The sequence below is a fragment of the Halioglobus japonicus genome, assembly GCF_001983995.1.
In the GTDB taxonomy this organism is placed as follows: Bacteria; Pseudomonadota; Gammaproteobacteria; order Pseudomonadales; family Halieaceae; genus Halioglobus; species Halioglobus japonicus.
In genome coordinates, this window is record NZ_CP019450.1 from 3,990,022 (window position 1) to 4,012,874 (window position 22,853).

Below are 22,853 nucleotides of genomic sequence, written 5' to 3' on the forward strand. Positions count from 1 at the left end.
TCTGCTCACGGTAGCTCAGCCTCCCTGACGGGCGCGCAGTGCGTACGCCTGGCGGTAGAGAATACTGGAGAACTCATCTACAAAAGTGTCATAGCGGTTACTGAACACCTCTACCTTGGCGGCAAAACGGTTGTAGGCGAGTACCGCAGGGATCGCAGCAAACAGGCCCATGGCGGTTGCAACCAGCGCCTCGGAGATACCCGGCGCCACTGTGGCAAGCGTTGCCTGGGTAGCATTGGCCAAGCCGCGGAAGGAATGCATAATGCCCCAAACGGTGCCAAACAGACCGATATATGGGCTGGTGGAACCCACAGAAGCCAGAAACGCCAGGTGACGCTCGAGACGTTCTTCCTCACGCAATACCGCCACACGCATGGCGCGCCGTGAACCCTCCAGAATGGCCTCGGAGTCCATTTCCTTTTGCTGGGCCAGGCGCGAAAACTCCTTGAAGCCCGCCCTGAAAATACTCTCCATACCCAGAATGGCATGCCCGTCGGAGGCCTTTTCGTTCCCTTCGCGATAGAGCTGGGAGAGATCGATACCCGACCAGAAACGCTCCTCGAAGCTGTACATTTCCTCGCGCGCATTACGGAAGTAAATATAGCGCTGGACGATCATGTACCAGGACAGAATTGAGGCCATGACCAGCATTGCCATGACCACCTGCACGGTGAAACTGGCGTGAAGAATGAGGTCTATCAGGCTAAGTTGCTCTTCCAAGAGGGATCCCCTTTTGCGTTATGTCATTCTGCCCCGGACAGGCGTGCCACCATATCCCGGGGTATACGGCGCGGTTTGACCGAAGTGCTGTCTACGCATGCGATGCGAATGTCGCCACCGGCAAGCACTTCGTCGCCGCGCAATACTCGCTGGGCAAAGGTCATCGAGGCCCCGCCCAACTCAGTGATCTCTGCCGTGGCGATCAATTCATCGTCCAACTTGGCAGGTGCCCGGTATTCTACCGCCACATTGCGCACCACGAACATCAGATCGTTATTGAATATGTAATCTTTGCCGTAGCCCATCGCCCGCATGAACTCCGTGCGAGCGCGCTCCATAAATTTGAGATAATTGACGTAATAGACAATACCACCGGCATCCGTATCTTCAATGTAGACACGTAGCGGCAGAGAAAATTCCTGGCCAGACGTCACTCTTCCTGCCCGCCATCTAGATCCAGCGACAAATTGCCCGCCTCACCTGGCCTGGGCTGAGGCAGCCCGAAATGCAGGTAGGCGTTGCGCGTCACCACTCGGCCGCGGGGTGTGCGCACCACATATCCCTGCTGGATCAGGTAGGGTTCGAGCACATCTTCAATCGTCCCGCGCTCCTCGGAAATGGCCGCAGCTAGGCTATCGACCCCCACCGGACCGCCATCGAACTTCTCAATCATGGCGAGGAGCAGGCGGCGATCCTGGTGATCAAAGCCCTGCTGGTCAACGCTGAGCATATCCAGCGCGCGGTCAGCGACTTCAGCGCCAATATGGCCATCAGCCTTCACTTCCGCGTAATCGCGGACCCGGCGCAACAGGCGATTGGCAATTCGGGGCGTGCCCGGGAGCGGCGCGCAATTTCGGTGGCGCCCTGCTTGTCGATGCCCATACCGAGAATGCGCGCCGAGCGCTCCACAATATGTGCAAGGTCGGCGACCTCATAGAACTCAAGGCGCTGCACGATACCGAAACGATCGCGCAACGGTGAGGTAAGCAATCCCGCGCGCGTGGTGGCACCGATCAGGGTGAAGGGAGGCAGGTCGAGCTTGATCGAGCGGGCCGCGGGACCTTCCCCGATCATAATGTCGAGCTGGTAGTCCTCCATGGCCGGATACAGCACTTCCTCTACGAAGGGGCTGAGGCGATGTATCTCATCGATAAACAAGACGTCGCCGGGCTCGAGGTTGGTCATCAGCGCAGCGATATCACCGGCCTTCTCCAGCACCGGTCCTGAAGTCGTTTTAAGGGACACGCCCATCTCGTTGGCAATAATGCTCGCCAGCGTGGTTTTGCCCAGCCCGGGCGGGCCAAAAATCAGGGTGTGGTCGAGCGGCTCACCGCGGCCTTTGGCCGCCTGCAGAAATATACTCATCTGCTCGCGAACAGCCTTCTGGCCGACGTATTCATCCAGCGATTTCGGGCGAATAGCGCGATCGAGGGCATCCTCCCGGGGGCCTTCAGGCTCCGGGGCGATCAGGCGGTCGGTTTCTATCATCCGCTCACCATCGATTTCAGGGCCCGGCGGATCAGCTCTTCCGAATCCGCAATGGAGTCATCGTTCACTGCGGCAACCACCTTGGCCGCTTCGGCCGGCTTATACCCGAGGGCAATTAGCGCGCCCTCGGCGTCGGCGACCATATCGGCCACCGGTTCGATCACAGCGCCACCAGCGGACCCGCCGGCTTCCATCTCGCCGAGCCAGTCCTTGAGCTTGTCGCGCATCTCAATCAACAGGCGCTCGGCGGTTTTTTTGCCCACCCCGGGCAGGGCCGACAGGCCGGAAATATCGTCGCGCTGCACGCAGCCAATAAAGCTTTTGGCATCCATACCCGAGAGAATGGTCAGGGCCAGCTTGGGCCGACCCGGTTCACTTTGATTAATTGGCGGAACAGTTCACGATCGCGCTCATCGATGAAGCCATACAGCAGCTGGGCGTCCTCGCGCACCACAAAATGCGTGAGCAGTGTCACCTGCGCCCCCAGCTCGGGCAGCTGGAACAAGGTGGTCATGGGCACCTGCAGCTCGTAGCCGACACCACCGACATCCACCAGAATATCCGGTGGCTGTTTGGCAGCCAGCGTACCCCGAATTCTACCTATCATGGAGGGCCGATCCCCTTAACGTATCCGGCGCCGGCGCACAGAAGTGGCGCCAGCCATGTTGATCATACTCTGTTGTGTGTGCGCGTGACACAGGGCAGCGGCCAACGCGTCCGCGGCATCCTCGGCGGGCTCAGAAGGCAGTTTTAGCAGCACTTTCACCATGTGCTGCACCTGCCCCTTATCTGCCGCACCAGTACCGACCACAGACTGTTTGATTTGCCGGGCCGAGTACTCAAACACATCCATATCCTGGGCCGCGCAGGCAACAATCGCCGCGCCCCTGGCCTGCCCCAGTTTGAGGGCAGAGCCGGCGCTCTTCCCCATGAAAACCTGCTCAATCGCCAGCGTTGCCGGCCCGTAAAGCTCAACCAACTCAGTCACACTGTCGTAGATGATCTTGAGCCGAGGCGCGATATCGCCCTCGGGCAGCTTAATCACACCCGACGTCACGTATTCAGCCTTCCCGGTCACATAATTGATGATTCCGAAGCCCGTTTTCCGCGACCCCGGATCGATTCCCATGATCAGCGCCATCGCTTCGCCCCGCGCCACCCCACCAATGTCATTATTCTGTACAAATATACAGGCATCTCCCCACCCCGTCACCCGGGGTCAGACCCCAAATTTCTCAGGCACCCTGGGGTATTAGTAGATGTCGGCGTTGGTGTAGACGTTCTGGACGTCGTCGAGGTCTTCGAGGGCGTCGATGAGGGCGAGGATGGATTCGGCGCTGCCGGCGTCTGCCATGGGCACGGTGGTGGAGGCGATCATGGTCACTTCGCCGCCGGCGGGCTCGAGGCCGGCCGCTTCCAGCGCCATTTTGACGGTGCCGAATTCCTCCCAGGGAGTAGTCACATCCAGAGACCCATCCTCGTGAGCAGTGATATCTTCCGCACCGGCTTCCAGAGCCACTTCCATGACCTGTTCTTCGTCAGCCCCAGGGGCAAACCCGATCTGACCGACCCGGGAAAAGAGATAGGCAACCGAGCCATCTGTGCCCAGATTACCGCCACGTTTGGTAAACGCATGGCGCACTTCGGCCACGGTACGGTTGCGGTTGTCTGTCATCACCTCAACCAGTACCGCGACACCGCCGGGAGCGTAACCTTCGTAGGTCAGCTCCTCCATATTGTCGGCTTCGTTGGTACCGGCGCCACGGGCGATAGCGCGGTCGATGGTGTCCCGGGTCATATTGGCACCCAGGGCTTTGTCGACCGCCGCGCGCAGGCGGGGGTTATCTTCGGGATGGGGGCCGCCCTGCTTGGCGGCCACGACGAGCTCACGGATCAGCTTGGTGAATACCTTGCCGCGCTTGGCGTCCTGAGCCGCCTTGCGATGCTTGATATTGGCCCATTTACTGTGGCCTGCCATGGCTGAACTCCGCGCTGGCGCCTAGAGAAGGCTCAGGCGCCTTCGCCTTCGGCCTTCTGGCGCAGACGAATATTCAGTTCACGCAGCTGCTGGGCATTCACCTCGCCAGGCGCGTCGGTCATCACACAGGCCGCTGTCTGGGTTTTGGGGAAGGCGATTACATCGCGAATGGATGCCGAATCGGTCATCAACATCACCATGCGGTCCAGGCCAAAGGCGAGGCCACCGTGGGGCGGTGCACCGTATTGCAGGGCCTGAAGCAGGAAGCCAAATTTCTCGTTGGCCTCCTCGTCACTTATCTCCAGAATGCGGAAAACCGCTTCCTGCATCTCGCGCTCGTGGATACGGACACTGCCGCCGCCGAGTTCACAGCCATTCAGCACCATGTCATAGGCACGCGACAGCGCGCCGGCGGGGTTGGCTTCCAGCTCCTCGACACTGCAGGAAGGCGCAGTGAAGGGGTGGTGCAGCGGAGTCAGACCACCATTGCCATCGTCTTCGAACATCGGGAAGTCAACCACCCAGAGAGGTGCCCAGCCTTCACGCACCAGACCGAGATCCTCGGCCACCTTGATGCGCAGCGCACCGATTGCCTCGTTGACGACATTGGCCTTGTCTGCACCGAAGAAGATGATATCGCCGTCTGCAGCGCCGAGACGCTCCATCATCTCCATAACCACTTCATCGGGCATGAACTTGAGAATGGGCGCCTGCAGGCCCTCAACCCCGGCCGCCAGGTCATTTACCTTGATCCAGGCAAGGCCCTTGGCACCGAAGATGGAAACATACTTGGTGTAGTCGTCGATTTCCTTGCGGCTGATCTTGGCACCGCCGGGCACTTTCAAAGCGGCAACACGGCCGGCTTCATCGTCCGCGGGACCGCGGAAGACCTTGAAGTCGACCTGCTGCATGAGGTCATCAACGGACACGAGTTCCATGTCGATACGCAGGTCCGGCTTGTCCGAGCCATAGCGCTCTATAGCCTCGGAGTAAGGCATGTGGGGGAACTCGGGCAGATCGACATCCAGGGTCGACTTGAACAGTTCGCGCACCATGCGCTCGGTGATCGCCATAATCTCTTCCTCGCCGAGGAAGGATGTCTCGATATCAATCTGAGTGAACTCAGGCTGACGGTCGGCGCGCAGATCTTCGTCGCGGAAGCACTTGGCCACCTGGTAGTAACGGTCGAATCCAGACACCATCAGCAGCTGCTTGAACAGCTGAGGTGACTGGGGCAGAGCGAAAAACTGCCCCGGATGAGTGCGGCTCGGCACCAGGTAGTCGCGGGCACCTTCCGGGGTCGCCCGAGTCAGAATCGGGGTTTCGATATCCAGGAAGCCCTCGCTGTCGAGGAAGTTACGGATCGCCGAGGTGATTTTCGAGCGCTTGATCAGCTTGTCCTGCATTTCCTGGCGGCGCAGGTCCATATAGCGATATCGCAGACGGACTTCCTCGCCCACCGCGGTGTGCTCATCCAGCTGGAAGGGGGGCGTAGCCGCGGTATTGAGAATCTCGAGCTCCTTACCCAGGATTTCGATCTCACCGGTGGCCATTGCAGGATTAACGGTACCTTCACCGCGGGCGCGTACCCGGCCGGTAATTTTCAACACATATTCACTGCGAACCCGGTCCGCGCGCTCAAAGTGCTCTTCGGTGTCCGGGTCAAATACCACCTGAACAATGCCATCGCGGTCGCGCATATCGAGAAAAATCACCCCGCCATGGTCGCGGCGGCGATCAACCCATCCACAAATAGTGACGGTCTCGTCGATGTTGGCAGTGGACAGAACGCCACAATAATGACTGCGCATAATAAAATTCCGTATTTTGGCTATTCGCTCCGGCTTATTGCCGGGCGATCAGGCTGACTTCTTGCTTTCGCTCGCGGAGCTCGAAGAATCGCTGGAAGATGAGCTTTCCGAACCCCCATGGAGGTTCTTTTTGCTGCCGGTTTTGAAATCGGTCTCATACCAACCACCACCTTTCAGCCGAAAAGCGGCCGCGCTCACCTTCTTTTTGAGCTCGGGCGCATGGCATTCGGGGCAATCAACCAGGGGCGCATCGCTGATCTTCTGCAGCGCCTCAAGTTCGTTGCCACATTTCTGGCATTGGTACTCGTAAATCGGCATGGGGCTCAATCCACCAACTATCAATCACTTGGAGAGAAATTTTGAGGCGCGGATTTTAACCCAAGCAACTTGGAAGGCCAAGCTTGGGGAGGGAGGTTCGCCGGGGCAAAAAAGCCCTTCACTCGTCAGAGCGCGGCGATGGGTTGGGGCAAATCAACCGGCCCGATAGCGCAGCGGGCCGGTCGACTCAGGAAAAGCTGCTTAGGAAGCGGCGTATTCCTTCAATTTCTTCAGCGGGCGGATCTTGACAGCAATGCTGGCAGGCTTCGCCTTGAAGGTCGTCTCTTCACCAGTGAAGGGGTTGATACCCTTGCGCGCTTTGCGGGCGGGCTTCTTCACAGTGGTGATCTTCATCACACCAGGAATAGTGAATTCACCAACGGAACGCTTCTTAATAGAGCGCTCGATCAGCACATTCAGTTCATCCAGAACGGCATTAACCTGCTTCTTGCTCAGATCAGTGCTTTCCGCGAGGCTCGCAACGATCTGGCTCTTGGTCATTTTCTCCTTCAGCGCAGTTGCCTTACGCGCGGGAGCTGCTGCCTTTTTGGCAGGGGCTTTCTTCGCTGCTGCTTTTTTCTTAGCTGGAGCTTTCTTAGCCGCTACCTTTTTCTTGGCCGGAGCCTTTTTCTTCGCTGCTGCTTTCTTAGTCGCCATGTTATTTTCGACCTTCCCTAATAGTGAGTTGTTTCAGGTTTGTGCCGAGCCATTCCGCTTCCCTTACAGCTGGGCGGCAACAACAAGCCACGTACAAATGTATAATGCAGAAAATACTGCAATACAAGTGTTTTCGCACATCGAGGGCAAAAAAACCCTTATATTGCAGTCCCGGACGCAACTTCACCTGACAAATGCCCGAAAAGAGTGCACAACAACCACCGTTTACCGATACTCATATGCCCATTAAAATAGGCGCCCTTATCGTTTTCCCCAATTTGGAACCACAATGCGCACCAGCAACTTCCTGATCGCCACCCAGAAAGAAACACCCGCCGACGCCGAGGTCATCAGCCACCAGCTCATGCTCCGCGCCGGACTGATTCGTAAGCTCGCATCCGGCCTCTACACCTGGCTCCCCCTCGGCCTGCGTGTGCTGCGTAAGGTAGAGAACATTGTGCGCGAAGAAATGGACGGCGCGGGCGCCCAGGAAGTCAGTATGCCGGTCGTGCAACCGGCAGAACTGTGGGAAGAATCGGGTCGCTGGGAACAGTACGGCCCTGAACTATTGCGCATCCACGACCGGCACGAGCGCGATTTCTGCCTTGGCCCCACGCACGAGGAAGTCATCACCGACCTGATCCGCAATGAAATCAAGAGCTACAAACAGCTGCCGATCAACATGTACCAGATCCAGACCAAGGTGCGCGACGAGATCCGGCCCCGTTTCGGCATCATGCGCTCGCGCGAGTTCCTGATGAAAGACGCCTACTCTTTCCACGTGGACCAGCCCTCACTGGAAGACACCTACCAGGTTATGCACCAGGCCTACAGCGCGATATTTACGCGCCTGGGCCTGGATTTTCGCCCCGTCATCGCCGACACGGGTTCCATTGGCGGCAGCGCCTCCCATGAATTCCACGTGCTGGCCAACTCCGGCGAAGACGACATTGCATTCTCCGACAGCAGTGACTACGCCGCCAACGTAGAAATGGCCGAGGCAGTGGCCCCTGCCGGCGACCGCCCTGCCCCTGCCGCGGAGCTCACAGAAGTAGCTACCCCTGGTGTCAAAACTATTGAGGACCTCTGCACCTTCCTCGAGATCGAAGCCAACACGTCGGTGAAAACCCTGGTTGTTCACGGCGAGGAGGAGGGCCAGCTGGTCGCCCTGGTGTTGCGCGGCGATCACCAACTCAATGGCATCAAGGTAGAAAAGCTAAGTGGCATTGCCTCGCCGCTGTGCATGGCCGATGAAGAAGCCGTGCGCGCAGCCTGTGGCGCCGGCTTTGGCTCCCTGGGCCCGGTAGGCATGAATATCGATGTCATCGTCGACCGCAGCGCCGCCGCACTGGCGGACTTCAGCTGTGGTGCCAACAAAGACGGCTTCCACTTTACCGGTGCCAACTGGGAGCGCGATTGCCCCCTAGGCCGAGTGGAAGACCTCCGCGAAGTCGTAGAGGGCGACCCCAGCCCGGACGGCCAGGGCACGTTGCAAATCAAACGCGGCATCGAGGTTGGCCACATCTTCCAACTGGGCACGAAGTACAGCGATGCCATGAAGGCCCAGGTACTCGACGATACCGGCCGCAATGTCACTATGACCATGGGCTGTTACGGCATCGGCGTGAGCCGGGTTGTGGCCTCGGCGATCGAACAGAATCACGACGACAAGGGCATTATCTGGCCGGCGGCCATGGCCCCCTTCCAGCTCGCCATTGTGCCCCTGAATATGCAGAAGTCGGAAGAGGTCGCCGCCTGCGCAGAGGAACTCTACGCAACGCTGAAGGCCCAGGGCGTCGATGTCCTAATGGACGATCGCAACGAGCGCCCAGGGGTGAAATTTGCCGACATGGAACTGATCGGCATTCCCCATCGCATTGTCATTGGTGATCGCGCACTCAAAGAGGGCAACATCGAGTACAAAGGCCGCCGTGATGACGACTCGCAACTCATCCCGCGTGAGCAGATTGTCGAGTTCATCACTGCGCAGCTGACAGGCTAATCCCTTGCTCCACCATCTCCTGCTGGTTGCGACCTTACTGTGGTCCTCAGCCGGCCTCAGCCAGCCCGCTGACGATCAGGAGCGCGCTGAGTTGCGCGATTTTCTGGATTCCACGATCAACTCGGCCCAGTCCTTCGACGACAAATACGATGCCGAGGTGTGGCTGGTAGATATGTCTGCGCGGCTGGCGAGATACGTCAAAGACCCGGAATACCGTTTGGAGATTCTCCAGCAGATACACGCAGCCTCGGTCCAGGCCAACCTGCCACCGGAGCTGGTATTGTCAGTGATTGAAGTGGAATCCCACTTTGACCGGTTTGCCGTGTCACGGGTAGGCGCCCAGGGAATGATGCAGGTCATGCCGTTCTGGAAAGACGAGATCGGCCGCCCCGACGACAACCTTACCGACAATATCACCAACTTTTCGTATGGAACGCGCATTCTGCAATTTTACCTGCAGCGTGAAAAAGGCCACCTGCACAAGGCGCTAGCCCGCTACAACGGCAGCGTTGGCCGGCGCACTTATTCCAACAAGGTATATCGCGCATGGCAATCGCACTGGCGCACGGATCCGCTCAACTGGGCCGACTAGCGATCGCTAGCGGTAGGACCCCGGCGACTGCCCGGTCCACTTCTTGAACGAGCGATGAAAGGCGGAAGGATCCGAGAAGCCCACCCGCTCAGCCACTTCAGAAACCGTTAATCCATCGCGACTCAACAGCGAAATCGCTGCATCTCGGCGGGCGTTGTCCTTGATGCGCTGGTAGGAGGTGCCCTCTTTTTCCAGGCGTCGACGTAGGGTACGCGCCGACATGTTCAGCAGCCCTGTGAGATCTTCGAAGCTGGGCATTTCCTCGCGAAAATCATCACCGAGAATTCCGCGAATGCGCTGGGTCACGCTGACCTCACTTGGCTCCGGCTCGATGACAATGTGGTACGGCGCCAATTTCAGGAAGTGGCGCAAATCCGCCTCATTGCGGATTAGCTCTGCTTCAAGATGACGAGCGCTGAAACTCACCGCGTTCGCGGTGCCGTTGAATTCCACCGGGCAGGGGAAAAAGTGTCTCAGGCCCGCATTTAACTCCGGTTCGGGGCCGGCACAGGTCGCGCTGACAATGTCGATATGCTGGCCGATCAACCAGCCACTGAAGCGCAACCACATTGCCAGATTGCAGAGCACACTGTGTTGATGCTCCAGGGGGTCGTCTTCACACAGGTAGGTCAGCGTAGCGTCACGGCCTTCAGCATCCACCACCAGGCCATTGACCACTTTCGCGCCCTGACGAATACGGCAAGTGGCATTAAATTCGATACCCCGGCGCAGTGCTGCAGACAGGTTCGAACTGTTCAACATGCTCAACAATATCAGCCGCGTCGTTCCAACGGGCGTGCGAACGTCAGGCATGACACCGCCAGATTCATCTCCCAAGACCTGGATTAACTGCAAACACAGGCGGCTGTATTGCTCGCGGGACACAAATGCTGTCTGGGCGTGCTGAGTGAGGGGATCAAAGGGGAACCGGGCTGCTTCCAGCAGTGCAGTGACATCCGCGCCGTAGTTTTTCGCCTGGGCAAGCAGGGCCCGGGTGAACTCAATAGGCACCGCTTCATTGTAAAAGTCAGAATCGACCAGTTGCTTTACCAAAGCCTCCTCCCGCAAATGTGTGACAAAAGTATATCCTGAGACCGCGTATCAAGCGAAAGGGTCCCTGCCGAGAATTCTGGTCCAGTTCAAATTCTGTCGCCCCGGTATTCGCTAGTGCGACTTTTGCCACTTTCGTCCATTCCAACATTGACAGCCCGCCGGCCCCCTGACCAATATGGGTTACTTTCGCGTGATAGACACCAAAGCGTCAACACATGACCAATCTCGAACAGATCAGCCGCTGGAACCGGGATCTATCCAAAGCCATCGCGGCCCTTGGCACCCCGCAGTTTTTCCCCTGCCTGATCGAAGCCATAAGTCACCAGGTCAGGGTCGACTACCCCCAGGTATGGCTTTACCGCCGCAACGTACCACCCCAGCTGCTGTACCACGAGATTCCACCGTCGGCCCTGGCCAGCCAGGTCGATGAATACCTGGATGGCCCCTACCAGGAAGACCCCTTTTACCAGACGTCCATGCAGCAACCGCGCTCCAAGATTTACCGTCTTTCGCGTGTTGCTCTAGGCAAGCTGGAAGAGACCAACTACTACACCGACTACTACGCCCACACCGGCACCGTCGATGAAGTGGTGTATCTGACCAATCTGGGCGAAGGTATTGTCATCAACCTGTGTGTGATGCGTCTGCCCCACCAAGGCCCCTTCACTGACGATGAATACGAGGCGCTGTACCTATTGGCGGAACCTGTCTCGGAGCTGCTAAAAACCCAGAGCCAACACCGCAAATTCGCTGCAGAGCACCTCATCCAGCCCGGCATCGATCATCAGATCAACCAGGCCTTCAAAACCTTTGGCTCCTCCCTCCTGTCACCGCGAGAGAAGGATGTCCTGGAGCTCATGCTGCGTGGCTACGGCACCGACACCTCTGCCGCCCGTCTCGACATTGCGGTGGAAACCGTGCGCAGGCACCGCAAAAGCATTTATCGCAAACTGGATGTCAGCTCGCAGACCGACCTGTTCTCACTGTTCCTCAACGCCATGTCCTGCGTAGGCGAGGCCGGCTCGCGCGACCCGCTCAGCATTTACATGGCGCCCCGCTAGACCATTCTGTACACCCTGCCCTGCCCCAAGCAGGGCATTGAGCTCCACGCCCGCTAGAGCAATAGTGACCGCTAACTTCAATCGGATCACAACCCATGTCAGTCGAAGTAGACTGGTTCCTGCGCGCCCACCCGGAAATCACCACCGTCGAGGCACTCCTGCCCGACTGCAACGGTGTGATGCGCGGCAAATGGCTCCCAAGGCCCAAACTGGGCAAGGTATTTGAAGGTGAGCTCAAGCTGCCCAAAACCGCCCTTAGCCTGGATATTTGGGGACGAGACGTCGAAGAACTGGTGTTCAGCACGGGCGATGCCGACGGACTATGCCGCCCCATCGAAGGCACGCTGTTACCGGCCCCCTGGTCACCAGGGGGCGAGCGCGGGCAGGTCATGCTGGCCATGTACGACCTGAACGGTTCACCCTATATGGGCGACCCCGCTCATGTACTGGCCCGCGTGGTGGAACGCTTTCACGCCTCTGGCTGGCGCCCGGTCATTGCCGCGGAGCTGGAATTCAGCCTGGTCACCCTGAACGCCACCGGCAACGGCGCGACCCTGCCCGACCACACCTGCCCTGTGCCGGCGAGTGGCAGCCCCATTGGCGGCAACACTTATGGCCTGGATGTTCTGAACGAGCACAGGGTAATGATGGAAGACCTGCGCACCGCGTGCGAAGCCCAGGACCTGCCCTTCGACGGCGTGGTCAAGGAATCCGCCCCCTCCCAGTACGAAGTCAACATGCAGCACGTGAGCGATCCGGTGCTCGCCGCACGCCAGATCATCATGATGAAGCGCCTGATCAAGGGCGTGGCCGCCAAACACAGACTCATCGCCAGCTTTATGGCCAAGCCCTTCGAGGAGGAAGCCGGCAACGGCATGCACGTCCACTGCAGTGTGCTGGACGAACAGGGCCTTAACATCTTTGACGATGGCAGCGACAAAGGCACCCCTCTGCTGCAAAACGCCATCGCGGGATGCCTGACCTATATGGCCGAATCGGTGGCGATATTTGCCCCCTCCTACAATGCTTACCGGCGTTTCCAGAAAGGGTGTCATGCGCCCACCTACCCCAGCTGGGGCTACGAAAACCGGACGGTAGCTGTGCGTGTACCTGCGGGCAGCCCGACCGCGCGGCGCCTCGAGCACAGGGTGGCCGGCGCCGACACCAACCCGTATCTGTTATTTGCCGTGATCCTGTCGGGCATGCTTGAAGGTATTCGTGAAAATCTCTCGCCAGGCGACCCCATCAGCGGCGACGGCTATGCCCAGGAAGAAGCCGCACTGCCGGTTTACATGCCGGACGCGGTGCAGTTGTTCAGTGAATCCGATTTTATTCGCAACTCACTGGGAGAAGAGCTGCAACGCATTTACACCCTCACTAAATCCCAGGAAATCGCTGAATTTCGCCGCAGAATCACCGACCTAGAATACCTCACCTACCTTGAACGCCTGTGACACGGCCGTGGGCGCCAGATAACTGCAACTCTGGCGCCCCTGGTCATGTACGCCGTGGCCGCGGCCTGCAATACTCGTCGTCATGAACAGTTCCGCCCTACTCAAAAAACGGTTTGCTTGGCTGCCGCGCTTATCGCTACTGCTCGTCGCGATAGCGGTCACTGCCGGCATCACCCATACGCGCACACTGGCACGTGAGGTCAACTCCTGTGGCCTGCGCCTTGGCCAGGAAGAGGCACAGGTGGGCCAGGCCCTGTCCGGTCACCTGGATATTCTCAGCTGGAACATGCAGAAGGCCAGCAACGCAGGCTGGGCGGAAGATTTGGCCAGTATGGCGTCCGATGTTCACCTGGCCTTCCTACAGGAAGCCTCCGTCCAGGCGGACATTCCCGGCAAACTCGACGAACGGGATATTTACCAGGCCTTTACCCAGGGCTACAGCACCGAGAGCCTGCATACTGGCGTCATGACCCTGAGCTCACATTCACCGAGCCTGTCGTGTAATTTCAGCAGCATGGAACCCTGGCTGGGCACCCCGAAAACCGCCACCGTCACCGAGCACCCGCTGCTGGACAGTGACGAGCGGCTGCTGGCCATTAACCTGCACGCGGTGAATTTTACCTTCGGCATTGAAGACCTGGAGAAGCAGCTGCGTCCCCTGGCCGGCCTGCTGGCCAGGCACAATGGCCCTGCGATTCTGGCCGGCGACTTTAACACCTGGAGCGAAGACCGCCAGGCGCTGGTAGATCGCGTGCTGGCGCGCCATGGCCTCGCGGCTGTCGAGTTCCAGGACGACCAGCGCACCACCTTCTTTGGTCGCCCGCTGGACCACATCTATGTGCGCGGCCTCAGTGTCGAACACACCGAAGTCATTCCGGTCGAAAGCTCCGACCACAACGCGCTGCGCGCACGACTGGTGATTGAATGAAAACCCTGACTACTACCGCCGCCCTGCTAGTGGCTCTTACCGCAACACTGGTGCAGGCGGACACACCGGATCCCGAAGTCCAGTATCTGCTGGGATTTGTGGAGCAAAGCGGCTGCGACTTTGAGCGCAATGGTACGGTACACAATTCGGCAGATGCCGCCGACCATCTGCGTCTCAAGTATCGACGCGGCGGTAAGTATGTGAACAACGCCGACCAGTTTATCGACCGGCTGGCCTCAGAGAGCTCCTGGACAGGCAAGAAATATACGGTGACTTGCGATGGCGTTACCGAACCCTCTGGTGAATGGCTGCACCGCGCCCTCGACGAGCATCGCGCCCAGCCCTGATCCCAACCTAGAGCGGCGGGCGCCGCTCGGTATCCAGGCCTTCCACCTGATTCGTGTCCGGGAGCGGGGTGTGCTCACGCTCCAGCCGATGAGTGAGGCGAAACGCCGCGACCATAGCCAGTAATCCAAAGGCCAGCGCGCCAAACGCCTCGCCCGCCAGTACGCCGCGCGCGCCGTACCACTGCCCCCCAGGTAAGCCGCCGGAATGGTTCCCAGCAATACGCGACCAAAGTTAAATCCTGTCGCCCAGTGGGGATGGCGCAAGTTGTTGAAGCTGGCATTGGCCACAAACAGCGCGCCATTGAAAATAAACGCACCTGTCAGGAAATTGCAGTAGAACAGAATCAGGTCAGCCGCCTCGTCGGAAGCGGAGAATGCCGTCACAATCAGATCACCCAGCAGCCACATCAACCACCACACCAACAGCACATACACGGCGTTGAAAGTCATGGCATCGCGCAGGGTGGAACGCACTCTGTCGTATAGGCCAGCGCCGGCGTTCTGGCCAATGATAGGCCCTACCGCGCTGGACAGCGCAAAAATGGCGCAGAACGCCACCGGGGTGATGCGCCCCATAATCGCCGCGCCCGCGACCGCACTGTCACCAAACTGGGACATGGTGCGCAACACGAAGCTACCGCCTATCGGCGTCGCGAGGTTGGTCAGAATGGCCGGCGTGGCGATCTTCATGAGCGGCCCGAGGTCCTCAACAAACTCCTGCCAACTGATTTTTACCGGCAGTCGGTGCACGTGGTAAATCGCGTGCCAGGCCACCAGGAATACCACTAACCGCGCAACCACCGACGCCCAGGCGGCGCCCTCCAGACCCCAGCCAAAGGTAAAGATAAACAGGGGGTCCAACACCGCATTCACCAATGACCCCGCCACCGTTGCCCACATGGAACGGCGCGCATCGCCCACGGCTCTCACACCCGCTGCGGCACTCATGCCCAGTACCAGCACCGGCATATTCGGCAGCAGAATATTGGCGTAGCTCACCGCGTAATCGAGTGTGGATCCCCCGGCGCCCAGAAGTTGCAACAGTTCTCGCAGCCAGATCCAGCCCAGCAGGCTGATCACCACCGACGCCAGGAAACTGAACAATAAGCCACTGCTGCAGTAGCGACTGGCGAGATCGCGGCGCATCGCACCCTCGGACCGCGCCACCAGCGCACCGAGGGCGATCTGTAAGCCGATACTTACCGCCACCAGGAAGAATATCAGTGTCCCTGCATAGCCGACGGCCGCCGCAAGCTCGGTCTCGCCCAGCAAGGTCAGAAAGTACATATCGACCATGTCCACCCCGAACATGGTCAGCAGACCAGTCGCACTGGCAGCGGTCATCACCAGCACATGACGCATGGTGGATCCACTGGTAAAGACGGCCTGCTTGTTGCTCATGGACTCCCGGATTCAGGCTGATTTAAGGGTTGGGCATAATACTGACCCCGCTAGGACTTTGCGCGGCAAAGAAGTTACTATAGACGACCTTTTTCGATTGAGGCCAAGGCCAACGCCATGAGCAACCCCAACAACAAGCCCCCGCTGGACAAGATCAATGTTGCAGTGTTTGTCGGGCTCCCTCTGATCGCACTGTTAGCAGTTCCTGCATGGGGTATTTATCACGGCTACAGCCTGGCGCAGTGGCTGTGGGCACTGGCGTTCCTCTACCTGAACGGCATGTCCATCACCGGTGGCTATCACCGCCTGTGGTCCCACAAGGCCTACGAAGCACACCCGGCTCTCAAGTGGTTCTACGCACTGTGGGGCGCTGGCGCACTGCAAAACAGCATTCTGATCTGGGCTTCCGATCACCGCCGTCACCACCGTCACGTGGATGACAATGAACAAGACCCCTACTCCGCGGGCCGCGGCTTGTGGTTCAGCCACATGGGCTGGATGCTGCGCGAGTACCGCACCAACGAGCAGGACTTCAGCAACGCCAAGGACCTGCAGCGCGATTCCGTGGTCATGTTCCAGCACAACCACTACGTGGCGCTCACTACCTTTATGAACGTGGGCTTGCCGCTGCTGCTGGGCCTATACCTGGGCGACGTCATCGGCACGCTGTTGCTGGTCGGCCTGTTCCGATTGATCGTCAACCACCACGTTACCTTCTTCATCAATTCGCTCGCGCACTTCTGGGGCACGCGCCCATATACCGAGACCAACAGCGCCCGCGACAATGGTTTCCTGGCGTTCCTCACCTACGGCGAGGGCTACCACAACTACCACCACATCTTCCAAACGGACTACCGCAATGGCATTCGCTGGTGGCAGTGGGATCCCACCAAGTGGCTGATTAACGGCTGCTCACGCGTGGGCCTGGCCAGCAAGCTGGTGCGCGTACCCGAGATTAAAATTCAGCGCGCCATGCTCGACACTCAGTTCAAGCGCGCCCGCGCCCAGTTGGACGAGACCGAGAGCTCTGACACGCTGCGAGACAAACTTGAGCGCGAGTACCAGCAATTCACTGAATCAGTGAACGAGTGGACAACCCTGCAAGCGCAGCGCTACGAAGCCAAGAAAGCCGAACTGGGTGGCGCCCTGGGCGAGAAGCGCGCCCGCCTGCAGCAGAAATGGGAAACAGCCACCTTGCGCACCAAGTTCAAGGAGCTGGAATACTCGCTGAAGATGCAGCGCAAGCGCATGGAGCTCCTCATGAAGGAAATTCAGCTACAGGCGCAGATGCAGCCCGCGTAAACCTCGCATAAATGCATCGAGGGGCCTTAAGGCCCCTTTTTTGTGTCTGCGTCCATGATCTGTCCTGCTTTACCTCGCGTATCGATAGCTCTGTGATACTTTAGACACCCAACCACTGATAACCGCGAGGATGCCTCCCATGACCACCGTATTCGACTTCACCGTGCAGAACGCCGCCGGCACCGACCGTCCACTCGATGAATTCAAGGGCCAGGTTCTGCTGATTGTGAACACGGCTTCCAAGTGCGGCTTCACGCCTCAGTTCGCGGGGCTTGAAGAGCTCTATGAAAAGTACAAAGACAAAGGCGTATCCGTTATCGGCTTCCCCTGTAACCAGTTCGGCAAGCAGGACCCTGGCAGCAACGATGAGATTCAGGAATTCTGCCAGCTCAACTATGGCGTTTCGTTTCCCATGATGGGCAAGATTGAAGTGAATGGCTCCGGGGCTGACCCGTTGTTCAAGCACCTCAAGGATGAAGCCCCGGGGTTGCTGACCAAGAATATCAAATGGAACTTCACCAAGTTCCTTGTAGACGCCGAAGGCAACGTTGTTAAGCGTTATGCGCCGACGACCAAGCCTGCTGATATTGAGAAAGATATCGACTCGCTGTTGGCCTGAGTTTTATCGGGTTAGTTCTGACTATGCGGTTCGGGAGCGGCGTAAGCTCTTCCGAAACCGCTGCAAGCCCATCCATGGGACGCTTCGGCGTCCGGCATCCATGCCTCCCGACGATTTCGGAAGAGCTTACGCCACTCCCGGCCCTCTTTTCGGCCGCTCCGATAAACCGCTTTGCCAAGCCCACTCTTCACAGCTATACCACTCAAATCCCGATTTGCAGCAAGCGCATTTCCCAAGTTGGGCTTAATCGCAAATACCCCATCTCAATTCGACATCTTTGATCATGAAGTTAAAACCGGAATCGAGCCACGGCGCTGGCGAGAAAATTATGTCACCATCAGGCCATGCATAAGCTCAGCGGAGAGGGCGGAGGGCTTTCCGGGCTGAGTGCTTGAGGATTGCGCAGCAATCCCACTCTGAGTTGCGCCCCGGCCGCAGCCATCGGAGCTGAGCTTGTGGTCGTGACGCAATCTCCTCGCCAGTTCCGTGGCGGATAGATTAGCCAAAACCAAAACAATAAAGCCCGACACAAAGGCCGGGCTCTTTAAGGCCCTCACCGTAAGGCAAGGGCAGACGCGATATCGATTACTCGATGATCTTGGCTACAACACCAGCGCCAACAGTACGACCACCTTCGCGGATCGCGAAGCGCAGGCCATCTTCCATCGCAATCGGAGCGATCAGAGTGGCAACCATCTGTACGTTGTCACCAGGCATTACCATCTCAACGCCTTCGGGCAGTTCACATGCACCGGTTACGTCAGTAGTACGGAAGTAGAACTGCGGACGGTAGCCCTTAAAGAAAGGCGTGTGACGACCGCCTTCTTCCTTGGACAGAATGTAAACCTCAGCTTCAAACTTGGTGTGAGGGTTTACAGAACCGGGCTTGGACAGCACCTGGCCACGCTCAACTTCGTCACGCTTGGTGCCACGCAGCAGAATACCTACGTTCTCACCCGCACGACCTTCGTCCAGCAGCTTGCGGAACATCTCAACACCAGTACAGGTAGTGGTCTGAGTGTCCTTGATACCAACGATCTCGATCTCTTCACCAACCTTGATGATGCCACGCTCAACACGGCCAGTTACTACGGTACCGCGACCGGAGATGGAGAATACGTCTTCAACCGGCATCAGGAAGGCACCGTCAACGGCACGCTCGGGCTCAGGGATGTAAGAATCCAGAGTCTCTACCAGGGTCTTAACGGCAGTGGTGCCCAGCTCGTTCTCGTCTTCGCCGTTCAGCGCCATCAGCGCGGAACCACAGATGATCGGAGTGTCGTCACCGGGGAATTCGTACTGGTCCAGCAGCTCACGCAGCTCCATTTCAACCAGCTCTTTCATCTCTTCGTATTCTTCGGTGTCGGCGCCGCCACAGTCTTCTGCGAGCAGGTCAGCCTTGTTCAGGAATACAACGATGTAAGGTACGCCTACCTGACGAGACAGCAGGATGTGCTCACGAGTCTGGGGCATGGGGCCATCAGTAGCACCACAAACCAGGATCGCGCCGTCCATCTGCGCAGCACCGGTAATCATGTTCTTCACGTAGTCAGCGTGTCCGGGACAGTCAACGTGCGCGTAGTGACGAATCGGAGAGTCGTACTCAACGTGAGAAGTCGCGATGGTGATGCCACGCTCTTTCTCTTCAGGTGCGTTGTCGATACCGTCGAAGGCTACCGCGTCGCCGCCCCATACTTCGGAGCATACGCGGGTCAGGGCCGCTGTCAGGGTAGTTTTACCGTGGTCAACGTGACCGATGGTGCCCACGTTTACGTGGGGCTTAGTACGTTCAAACGTTTCTTTTGCCATTACCAGGCTCCTCTTTAAAATGTGGGCAGAGGATCACTCCACCCAGTCAAAAAATCCTACTCAATCGGAGTCAGACCCCAATTTAAAACAGCGAAATTGGGGTCTGTCCCCGATTACGCGTACTTTGAAACAATCGCATCTGCCACACTCGCGGGGGCCTCTGCGTATTTCGAAAATTCCATGGTGTAGGTCGCACGACCCTGGGTTGCGCTGCGCAGGTCGGTCGCGTAACCGAACATCTCTGCCAGCGGTACCTCGGCGTTAATCACCTTACCTGAGGGATTTTCGTCCATGCCACCAATCAGGCCGCGGCGACGATTAAGATCGCCAACCACATCACCCATGTTCTCTTCAGGCGTCACCACTTCTACGGCCATAACGGGTTCGAGCAGTACTGCGCCGCCCTCGCTAGCGAGCTTCTTGGTCGCCATGCTTGCGGCAATCTTGAACGCCATTTCGTTAGAGTCCACATCGTGGAAGGAACCGTCGTACAGGGTGGCCTTCAGGCCCAGCAGGGGGTAGCCAGCCAGAACACCGTTCTGCATCTGCTCTTCGATACCCTTCTGTACCGCGGGAATGTACTCCCGGGGCACGATGCCGCCAACAATCTCGTTGACGAATTCCAGGCCTTCTGCGGTCTCGTCCTCTGCGGGCTCAAACTTGACCCATACATGGCCGTACTGGCCGCGGCCGCCGGACTGGCGTACAAACTTGCCTTCGATTTCCGCAGTGTTGCGGATCGCCTCGCGGTAGGCCACCTGGGGCTTACCGATATTGGCCTCTACACTGAACTCGCGACGCATACGGTCGACAATAATGTCCAGGTGCAGTTCACCCATACCAGAAATAATTGTCTGGCCGGTTTCTTCATCTGTCTTGACCCGGAAGGACGGATCTTCCTGGGCCAGCTTGCCCAGGGCAACGCCCATCTTTTCCTGATCGGGCTTGGAACGGGGCTCCACCGCCACCGAAATTACCGGCTCGGGGAATTCCATGCGCTCCAGCACAATGGGGCTGTCGGGATCACAAAGGGTGTCACCGGTGGTGACATCCTTGAGGCCCACTGCGGCGGCGATATCGCCCGCCAGCACTTCCTTGATCTCTTCACGGCTGTTGGAGTGCATCTGCACCATCCGGCCAACGCGTTCTTTCTTCTCTTTGACAGAGTTGTACACGGCAGTGCCGGATTCCAACTTGCCGGAGTAAACGCGAAAGAATGTCAGGGTGCCCACGAAGGGGTCGGTGGCAATTTTGAACGCCAGCGAGGCAAAGGGAGCGTTGTCGTCCGCTTCGCGCGTCGCAGGGGTTTCGTCCTTGTCCAGCAAGTGCCCTTCGATCGCCTTCACCTCGGTGGGAGAAGGCATAAATTCGATCACGGCATCCAGTACCGCCTGCACACCCTTGTTCTTGAAGGCCGAGCCGCCCAGTACGGGCACGATCTCATTGGCCAGGGTGCGGGCGCGAATGCCCTGCTTGATTTCTTCCTTGGAAAGCTCGCCCTCTTCGAGGTACTTCTCGGTGAGCTCGTCGCTGGCCTCGGCAGCTGCCTCCACCATGAACTCACGCATTTCCTCTACCTGGTCAACCAGGTCTTCGGGCACATCGGCGTATTCAAAGGACATGCCCTGATCGGCTTCACTCCAAAGAATGGCCTTGTTCTCGATCAGGTCTACCACGCCCTTGAATTCGTCCTCGGCGCCGATGGTCATTTGCAGCGGCACAGCGTTGGCGCCAAGGCGCTCCTTCAGCTGATCTACCACGCTCATGAAATCGGCGCCGGCACGGTCCATCTTATTGACGAACACCATGCGCGGCACTTCGTACTTGTTCGCCTGGCGCCAGACGGTTTCGGTCTGGGGCTGCACACCGGATGACCCACACAGCACTACCACGGCACCGTCCAGAACACGCAGGGAACGCTCCACCTCAATGGTGAAGTCCACGTGTCCGGGGGTGTCGATGATGTTAATGCGGTGCTGGTCGAACTGCGCGTCCATGCCTTTCCAGAAACAGGTGGTAGCCGCGGAGGTAATGGTAATACCCCGCTCCTGCTCCTGCTCCATCCAGTCCATGGTGGCTGCACCATCGTGCACCTCACCAATCTTGTGGGACAGGCCTGTATAGAAAAGAACACGTTCGGTGGTCGTGGTTTTACCCGCGTCCACGTGTGCACAGATACCGATATTTCGGTATCTGTTAATAGGCGTTTGACGTGCCACGCTGCTTTCCTCGGAAAAAGGTGGTGATTAGAAGCGGTAGTGCGAGAATGCCTTGTTCGCTTCAGCCATGCGGTGAACATCTTCACGCTTCTTCACGGCATTACCTTTGCCCTGGGATGCGTCGATGATCTCGCCGGCAAGACGCTGGCGCATGGACTTCTCACCGCGGCCGCGAGCGTACTCAACCAACCAGCGCATGGACAGAGCCACACGACGGGCGGGACGTACTTCCACGGGCACCTGGTAGGTAGCACCACCCACACGGCGAGACTTAACCTCTACCATGGGCGCGATGTTTTCCAGCGCTTCGTCGAATGCTTCGAGGGGATCCTTGTTCAGTTTTTCCTGAACAATGTCCAGAGCACCGTAAACGATGGTCTCTGCGACGGATTTCTTACCACTGATCATTACGTGGTTCATGAATTTCGCCAAAGTCACGTTCCCGAACTTAGGATCGGGCAGTACTTCGCGCTTGGCGACTACTCTTCTTCTGGGCATATTAGCCTCTCTCTCTTCAGGGTTACCCGAACACCGACCTGCCACAAATGCGGGGGAGGCAGGGGTTCGGCCTTACTTACATCTATATATAAGCCAGCTTACGCTTCAGGACTTACTTGGGACGCTTGGCACCGTACTTCGAGCGACCGTTACGACGGTCGGCTACGCCGGAGGTGTCCAGGCTGCCACGCACGGTGTGATAACGCACACCGGGAAGGTCCTTTACACGACCACCGCGAATCAGAACTACACTGTGCTCCTGCAGGTTGTGACCCTCACCACCGATGTAAGAGGAAACCTCGTAACCGTTGGTCAGGCGTACACGACATACTTTACGCAGTGCAGAGTTCGGCTTCTTCGGCGTGGTAGTGTAAACACGAGTACAAACACCGCGGCGCTGCGGGCAGCTTTGCAGGGCAGGTACGTCGCTCTTTTCTACTTTGCGCTTCCTGGGCTTACGAACCAATTGGTTGATCGTTGCCATTCAGATAGAACTCCAAAAAATGTTGTATTTCATGGCCTTATGGCCATTTCCCCAGCTCTGGACCGGATAACCTGCAAAACCTTAATAAAAGGCCACAGGAAACCACCCCAAA

At 58.2% G+C, this 22,853-nt stretch carries 21 protein-coding genes and 2 pseudogenes; 8 read left to right on the forward strand and 15 right to left on the reverse strand.

What is annotated here, in order from left to right; translation table 11 throughout:
* Window positions 1–15: 15 nt before the first annotated feature.
* From tolQ to BST95_RS18855, 9 genes and pseudogenes are all read right to left on the reverse strand, one after another.
* Window positions 16–720 carry a protein TolQ gene (gene tolQ, locus BST95_RS18815; RefSeq protein WP_066052919.1) on the reverse strand — a complete coding sequence of 235 codons (705 nt, stop codon included), beginning with the start codon at window positions 718–720 and terminating at the stop codon, window positions 16–18.
* A 23-nt stretch (window positions 721–743) separates the two neighbouring features.
* Entirely contained in the window at window positions 744–1,154 is a 411-nt protein-coding gene (ybgC, locus tag BST95_RS18820) for a tol-pal system-associated acyl-CoA thioesterase (RefSeq protein ID WP_084200939.1), read from the reverse strand.
* Window positions 1,151–2,208, reverse strand: a pseudogene (ruvB, locus tag BST95_RS18825) (Holliday junction branch migration DNA helicase RuvB). The gene ybgC and the pseudogene ruvB overlap by 4 nt, the downstream one beginning before the upstream one ends.
* Window positions 2,205–2,815 (reverse strand): annotated as a pseudogene (ruvA, locus tag BST95_RS18830) (Holliday junction branch migration protein RuvA). Before ruvA ends, ruvB begins: the two co-directional pseudogenes overlap by 4 nt.
* Before the next feature lie 15 nt (window positions 2,816–2,830).
* Window positions 2,831–3,349, reverse strand: a complete 519-nt coding sequence (ruvC, locus tag BST95_RS18835; RefSeq protein ID WP_084201237.1) for a crossover junction endodeoxyribonuclease RuvC — start codon at window positions 3,347–3,349, stop codon at window positions 2,831–2,833.
* Between the two features lie 111 nt (window positions 3,350–3,460).
* Window positions 3,461–4,186, reverse strand: coding sequence for a YebC/PmpR family DNA-binding transcriptional regulator (locus BST95_RS18840; protein WP_084200940.1), 726 nt, complete (start codon window positions 4,184–4,186; stop codon window positions 3,461–3,463).
* A 32-nt stretch (window positions 4,187–4,218) separates the two neighbouring features.
* Complete coding sequence (gene aspS, locus BST95_RS18845) at window positions 4,219–5,997, reverse strand: aspartate--tRNA ligase (RefSeq protein WP_084200941.1); 1,779 nt, start codon at window positions 5,995–5,997, stop codon at window positions 4,219–4,221.
* 48 nt (window positions 5,998–6,045) lie between these two features.
* Entirely contained in the window at window positions 6,046–6,315 is a 270-nt protein-coding gene (locus BST95_RS18850) for an FmdB family zinc ribbon protein (protein ID WP_066052902.1), read from the reverse strand.
* A 201-nt stretch (window positions 6,316–6,516) separates the two neighbouring features.
* Window positions 6,517–6,972, reverse strand: coding sequence for an HU family DNA-binding protein (locus BST95_RS18855; RefSeq protein ID WP_066052899.1), 456 nt, complete (start codon window positions 6,970–6,972; stop codon window positions 6,517–6,519).
* Window positions 6,973–7,261: 289 nt separating this feature from the next.
* Between BST95_RS18855 and BST95_RS18860 the strand changes: the two genes are divergently transcribed.
* On the forward strand, window positions 7,262–8,974 hold the full coding sequence (locus BST95_RS18860; RefSeq protein ID WP_084200942.1) for a proline--tRNA ligase: 1,713 nt from the start codon (window positions 7,262–7,264) through the stop codon (window positions 8,972–8,974).
* Between the two features lie 4 nt (window positions 8,975–8,978).
* Window positions 8,979–9,566, forward strand: a complete 588-nt coding sequence (locus BST95_RS18865) for a lytic transglycosylase domain-containing protein (RefSeq protein ID WP_369795130.1) — start codon at window positions 8,979–8,981, stop codon at window positions 9,564–9,566.
* Between the two features lie 6 nt (window positions 9,567–9,572).
* Here the strand turns inward: BST95_RS18865 and BST95_RS18870 are convergent, their stop codons facing one another.
* On the reverse strand, window positions 9,573–10,619 hold the full coding sequence (locus tag BST95_RS18870) for an AraC family transcriptional regulator (RefSeq protein WP_169844005.1): 1,047 nt from the start codon (window positions 10,617–10,619) through the stop codon (window positions 9,573–9,575).
* Between the two features lie 215 nt (window positions 10,620–10,834).
* Here BST95_RS18870 and BST95_RS18875 point away from each other — a divergent pair, with 215 nt between their 5' ends.
* The 4 genes from BST95_RS18875 to BST95_RS18890 all read left to right on the forward strand — a co-directional run bounded on the left by BST95_RS18875 (window position 10,835) and on the right by BST95_RS18890 (window position 14,409).
* On the forward strand, window positions 10,835–11,680 hold the full coding sequence (locus tag BST95_RS18875; protein WP_084200944.1) for a helix-turn-helix transcriptional regulator: 846 nt from the start codon (window positions 10,835–10,837) through the stop codon (window positions 11,678–11,680).
* Window positions 11,681–11,775: 95 nt separating this feature from the next.
* On the forward strand, window positions 11,776–13,134 hold the full coding sequence (locus BST95_RS18880; RefSeq protein ID WP_084200945.1) for a glutamine synthetase family protein: 1,359 nt from the start codon (window positions 11,776–11,778) through the stop codon (window positions 13,132–13,134).
* Window positions 13,135–13,216: 82 nt separating this feature from the next.
* Window positions 13,217–14,062, forward strand: a complete 846-nt coding sequence (locus tag BST95_RS18885) for an endonuclease/exonuclease/phosphatase family protein (protein ID WP_084200946.1) — start codon at window positions 13,217–13,219, stop codon at window positions 14,060–14,062.
* The gene (locus BST95_RS18890; RefSeq protein ID WP_084200947.1) at window positions 14,059–14,409 is read left to right on the forward strand and encodes a DUF5329 family protein; all 351 of its coding nucleotides are present in this window, start codon (window positions 14,059–14,061) and stop codon (window positions 14,407–14,409) included. The genes BST95_RS18885 and BST95_RS18890 overlap by 4 nt, the downstream gene beginning before the upstream one ends.
* Here the strand turns inward: BST95_RS18890 and BST95_RS18895 are convergent.
* Window positions 14,299–15,810 carry an MATE family efflux transporter gene (locus BST95_RS18895; protein ID WP_240500232.1) on the reverse strand — a complete coding sequence of 504 codons (1,512 nt, stop codon included), beginning with the start codon at window positions 15,808–15,810 and terminating at the stop codon, window positions 14,299–14,301. The genes BST95_RS18890 and BST95_RS18895 overlap by 111 nt on opposite strands.
* 117 nt (window positions 15,811–15,927) lie before the next feature.
* On the opposite strand from BST95_RS18895, the gene BST95_RS18900 reads away from it, so the two are divergent.
* A complete protein-coding gene (locus BST95_RS18900; RefSeq protein ID WP_084200948.1) occupies window positions 15,928–17,112 on the forward strand; it encodes a fatty acid desaturase in 1,185 nt (394 codons plus the stop codon).
* A 139-nt stretch (window positions 17,113–17,251) separates the two neighbouring features.
* Entirely contained in the window at window positions 17,252–17,731 is a 480-nt protein-coding gene (locus BST95_RS18905) for a glutathione peroxidase (RefSeq protein WP_084201238.1), read from the forward strand.
* Window positions 17,732–18,316: 585 nt separating this feature from the next.
* Here the strand turns inward: BST95_RS18905 and tuf are convergent.
* The 4 genes from tuf to rpsL all read right to left on the reverse strand — a co-directional run bounded on the left by tuf (window position 18,317) and on the right by rpsL (window position 22,741).
* Window positions 18,317–19,540 carry an elongation factor Tu gene (gene tuf / locus BST95_RS18910; protein ID WP_066058696.1) on the reverse strand — a complete coding sequence of 408 codons (1,224 nt, stop codon included), beginning with the start codon at window positions 19,538–19,540 and terminating at the stop codon, window positions 18,317–18,319.
* 113 nt (window positions 19,541–19,653) lie between these two features.
* The gene (fusA, locus tag BST95_RS18915) at window positions 19,654–21,759 is read right to left on the reverse strand and encodes an elongation factor G (protein WP_066050974.1); all 2,106 of its coding nucleotides are present in this window, start codon (window positions 21,757–21,759) and stop codon (window positions 19,654–19,656) included.
* A gap of 27 nt (window positions 21,760–21,786) precedes the next feature.
* The gene (gene rpsG, locus BST95_RS18920) at window positions 21,787–22,257 is read right to left on the reverse strand and encodes a 30S ribosomal protein S7 (protein ID WP_066050971.1); all 471 of its coding nucleotides are present in this window, start codon (window positions 22,255–22,257) and stop codon (window positions 21,787–21,789) included.
* A 112-nt stretch (window positions 22,258–22,369) separates the two neighbouring features.
* Entirely contained in the window at window positions 22,370–22,741 is a 372-nt protein-coding gene (rpsL, locus tag BST95_RS18925) for a 30S ribosomal protein S12 (RefSeq protein ID WP_007230799.1), read from the reverse strand.
* Between the last annotated feature and the right edge of the window lie 112 nt (window positions 22,742–22,853).

Coding starts and splice junctions, on each gene's coding strand:
- tuf (WP_066058696.1), bottom strand. CDS start 19,540: ATGGCAAAAGAAACGTTTGAACGTACTAAGCCCCACGTAAACGTGGGC.
- BST95_RS18890 (WP_084200947.1), top strand. CDS start 14,059: ATGAAAACCCTGACTACTACCGCCGCCCTGCTAGTGGCTCTTACCGCA.
- BST95_RS18905 (WP_084201238.1), top strand. CDS start 17,252: ATGACCACCGTATTCGACTTCACCGTGCAGAACGCCGCCGGCACCGAC.
- ruvC (WP_084201237.1), bottom strand. CDS start 3,349: ATGGCGCTGATCATGGGAATCGATCCGGGGTCGCGGAAAACGGGCTTC.
- BST95_RS18840 (WP_084200940.1), bottom strand. CDS start 4,186: ATGGCAGGCCACAGTAAATGGGCCAATATCAAGCATCGCAAGGCGGCT.
- BST95_RS18880 (WP_084200945.1), top strand. CDS start 11,776: ATGTCAGTCGAAGTAGACTGGTTCCTGCGCGCCCACCCGGAAATCACC.
- aspS (WP_084200941.1), bottom strand. CDS start 5,997: ATGCGCAGTCATTATTGTGGCGTTCTGTCCACTGCCAACATCGACGAG.
- BST95_RS18860 (WP_084200942.1), top strand. CDS start 7,262: ATGCGCACCAGCAACTTCCTGATCGCCACCCAGAAAGAAACACCCGCC.
- BST95_RS18855 (WP_066052899.1), bottom strand. CDS start 6,972: ATGGCGACTAAGAAAGCAGCAGCGAAGAAAAAGGCTCCGGCCAAGAAA.
- BST95_RS18885 (WP_084200946.1), top strand. CDS start 13,217: ATGAACAGTTCCGCCCTACTCAAAAAACGGTTTGCTTGGCTGCCGCGC.
- BST95_RS18900 (WP_084200948.1), top strand. CDS start 15,928: ATGAGCAACCCCAACAACAAGCCCCCGCTGGACAAGATCAATGTTGCA.
- BST95_RS18875 (WP_084200944.1), top strand. CDS start 10,835: ATGACCAATCTCGAACAGATCAGCCGCTGGAACCGGGATCTATCCAAA.
- rpsL (WP_007230799.1), bottom strand. CDS start 22,741: ATGGCAACGATCAACCAATTGGTTCGTAAGCCCAGGAAGCGCAAAGTA.
- rpsG (WP_066050971.1), bottom strand. CDS start 22,257: ATGCCCAGAAGAAGAGTAGTCGCCAAGCGCGAAGTACTGCCCGATCCT.
- BST95_RS18850 (WP_066052902.1), bottom strand. CDS start 6,315: ATGCCGATTTACGAGTACCAATGCCAGAAATGTGGCAACGAACTTGAG.
- BST95_RS18895 (WP_240500232.1), bottom strand. CDS start 15,810: ATGAGCAACAAGCAGGCCGTCTTTACCAGTGGATCCACCATGCGTCAT.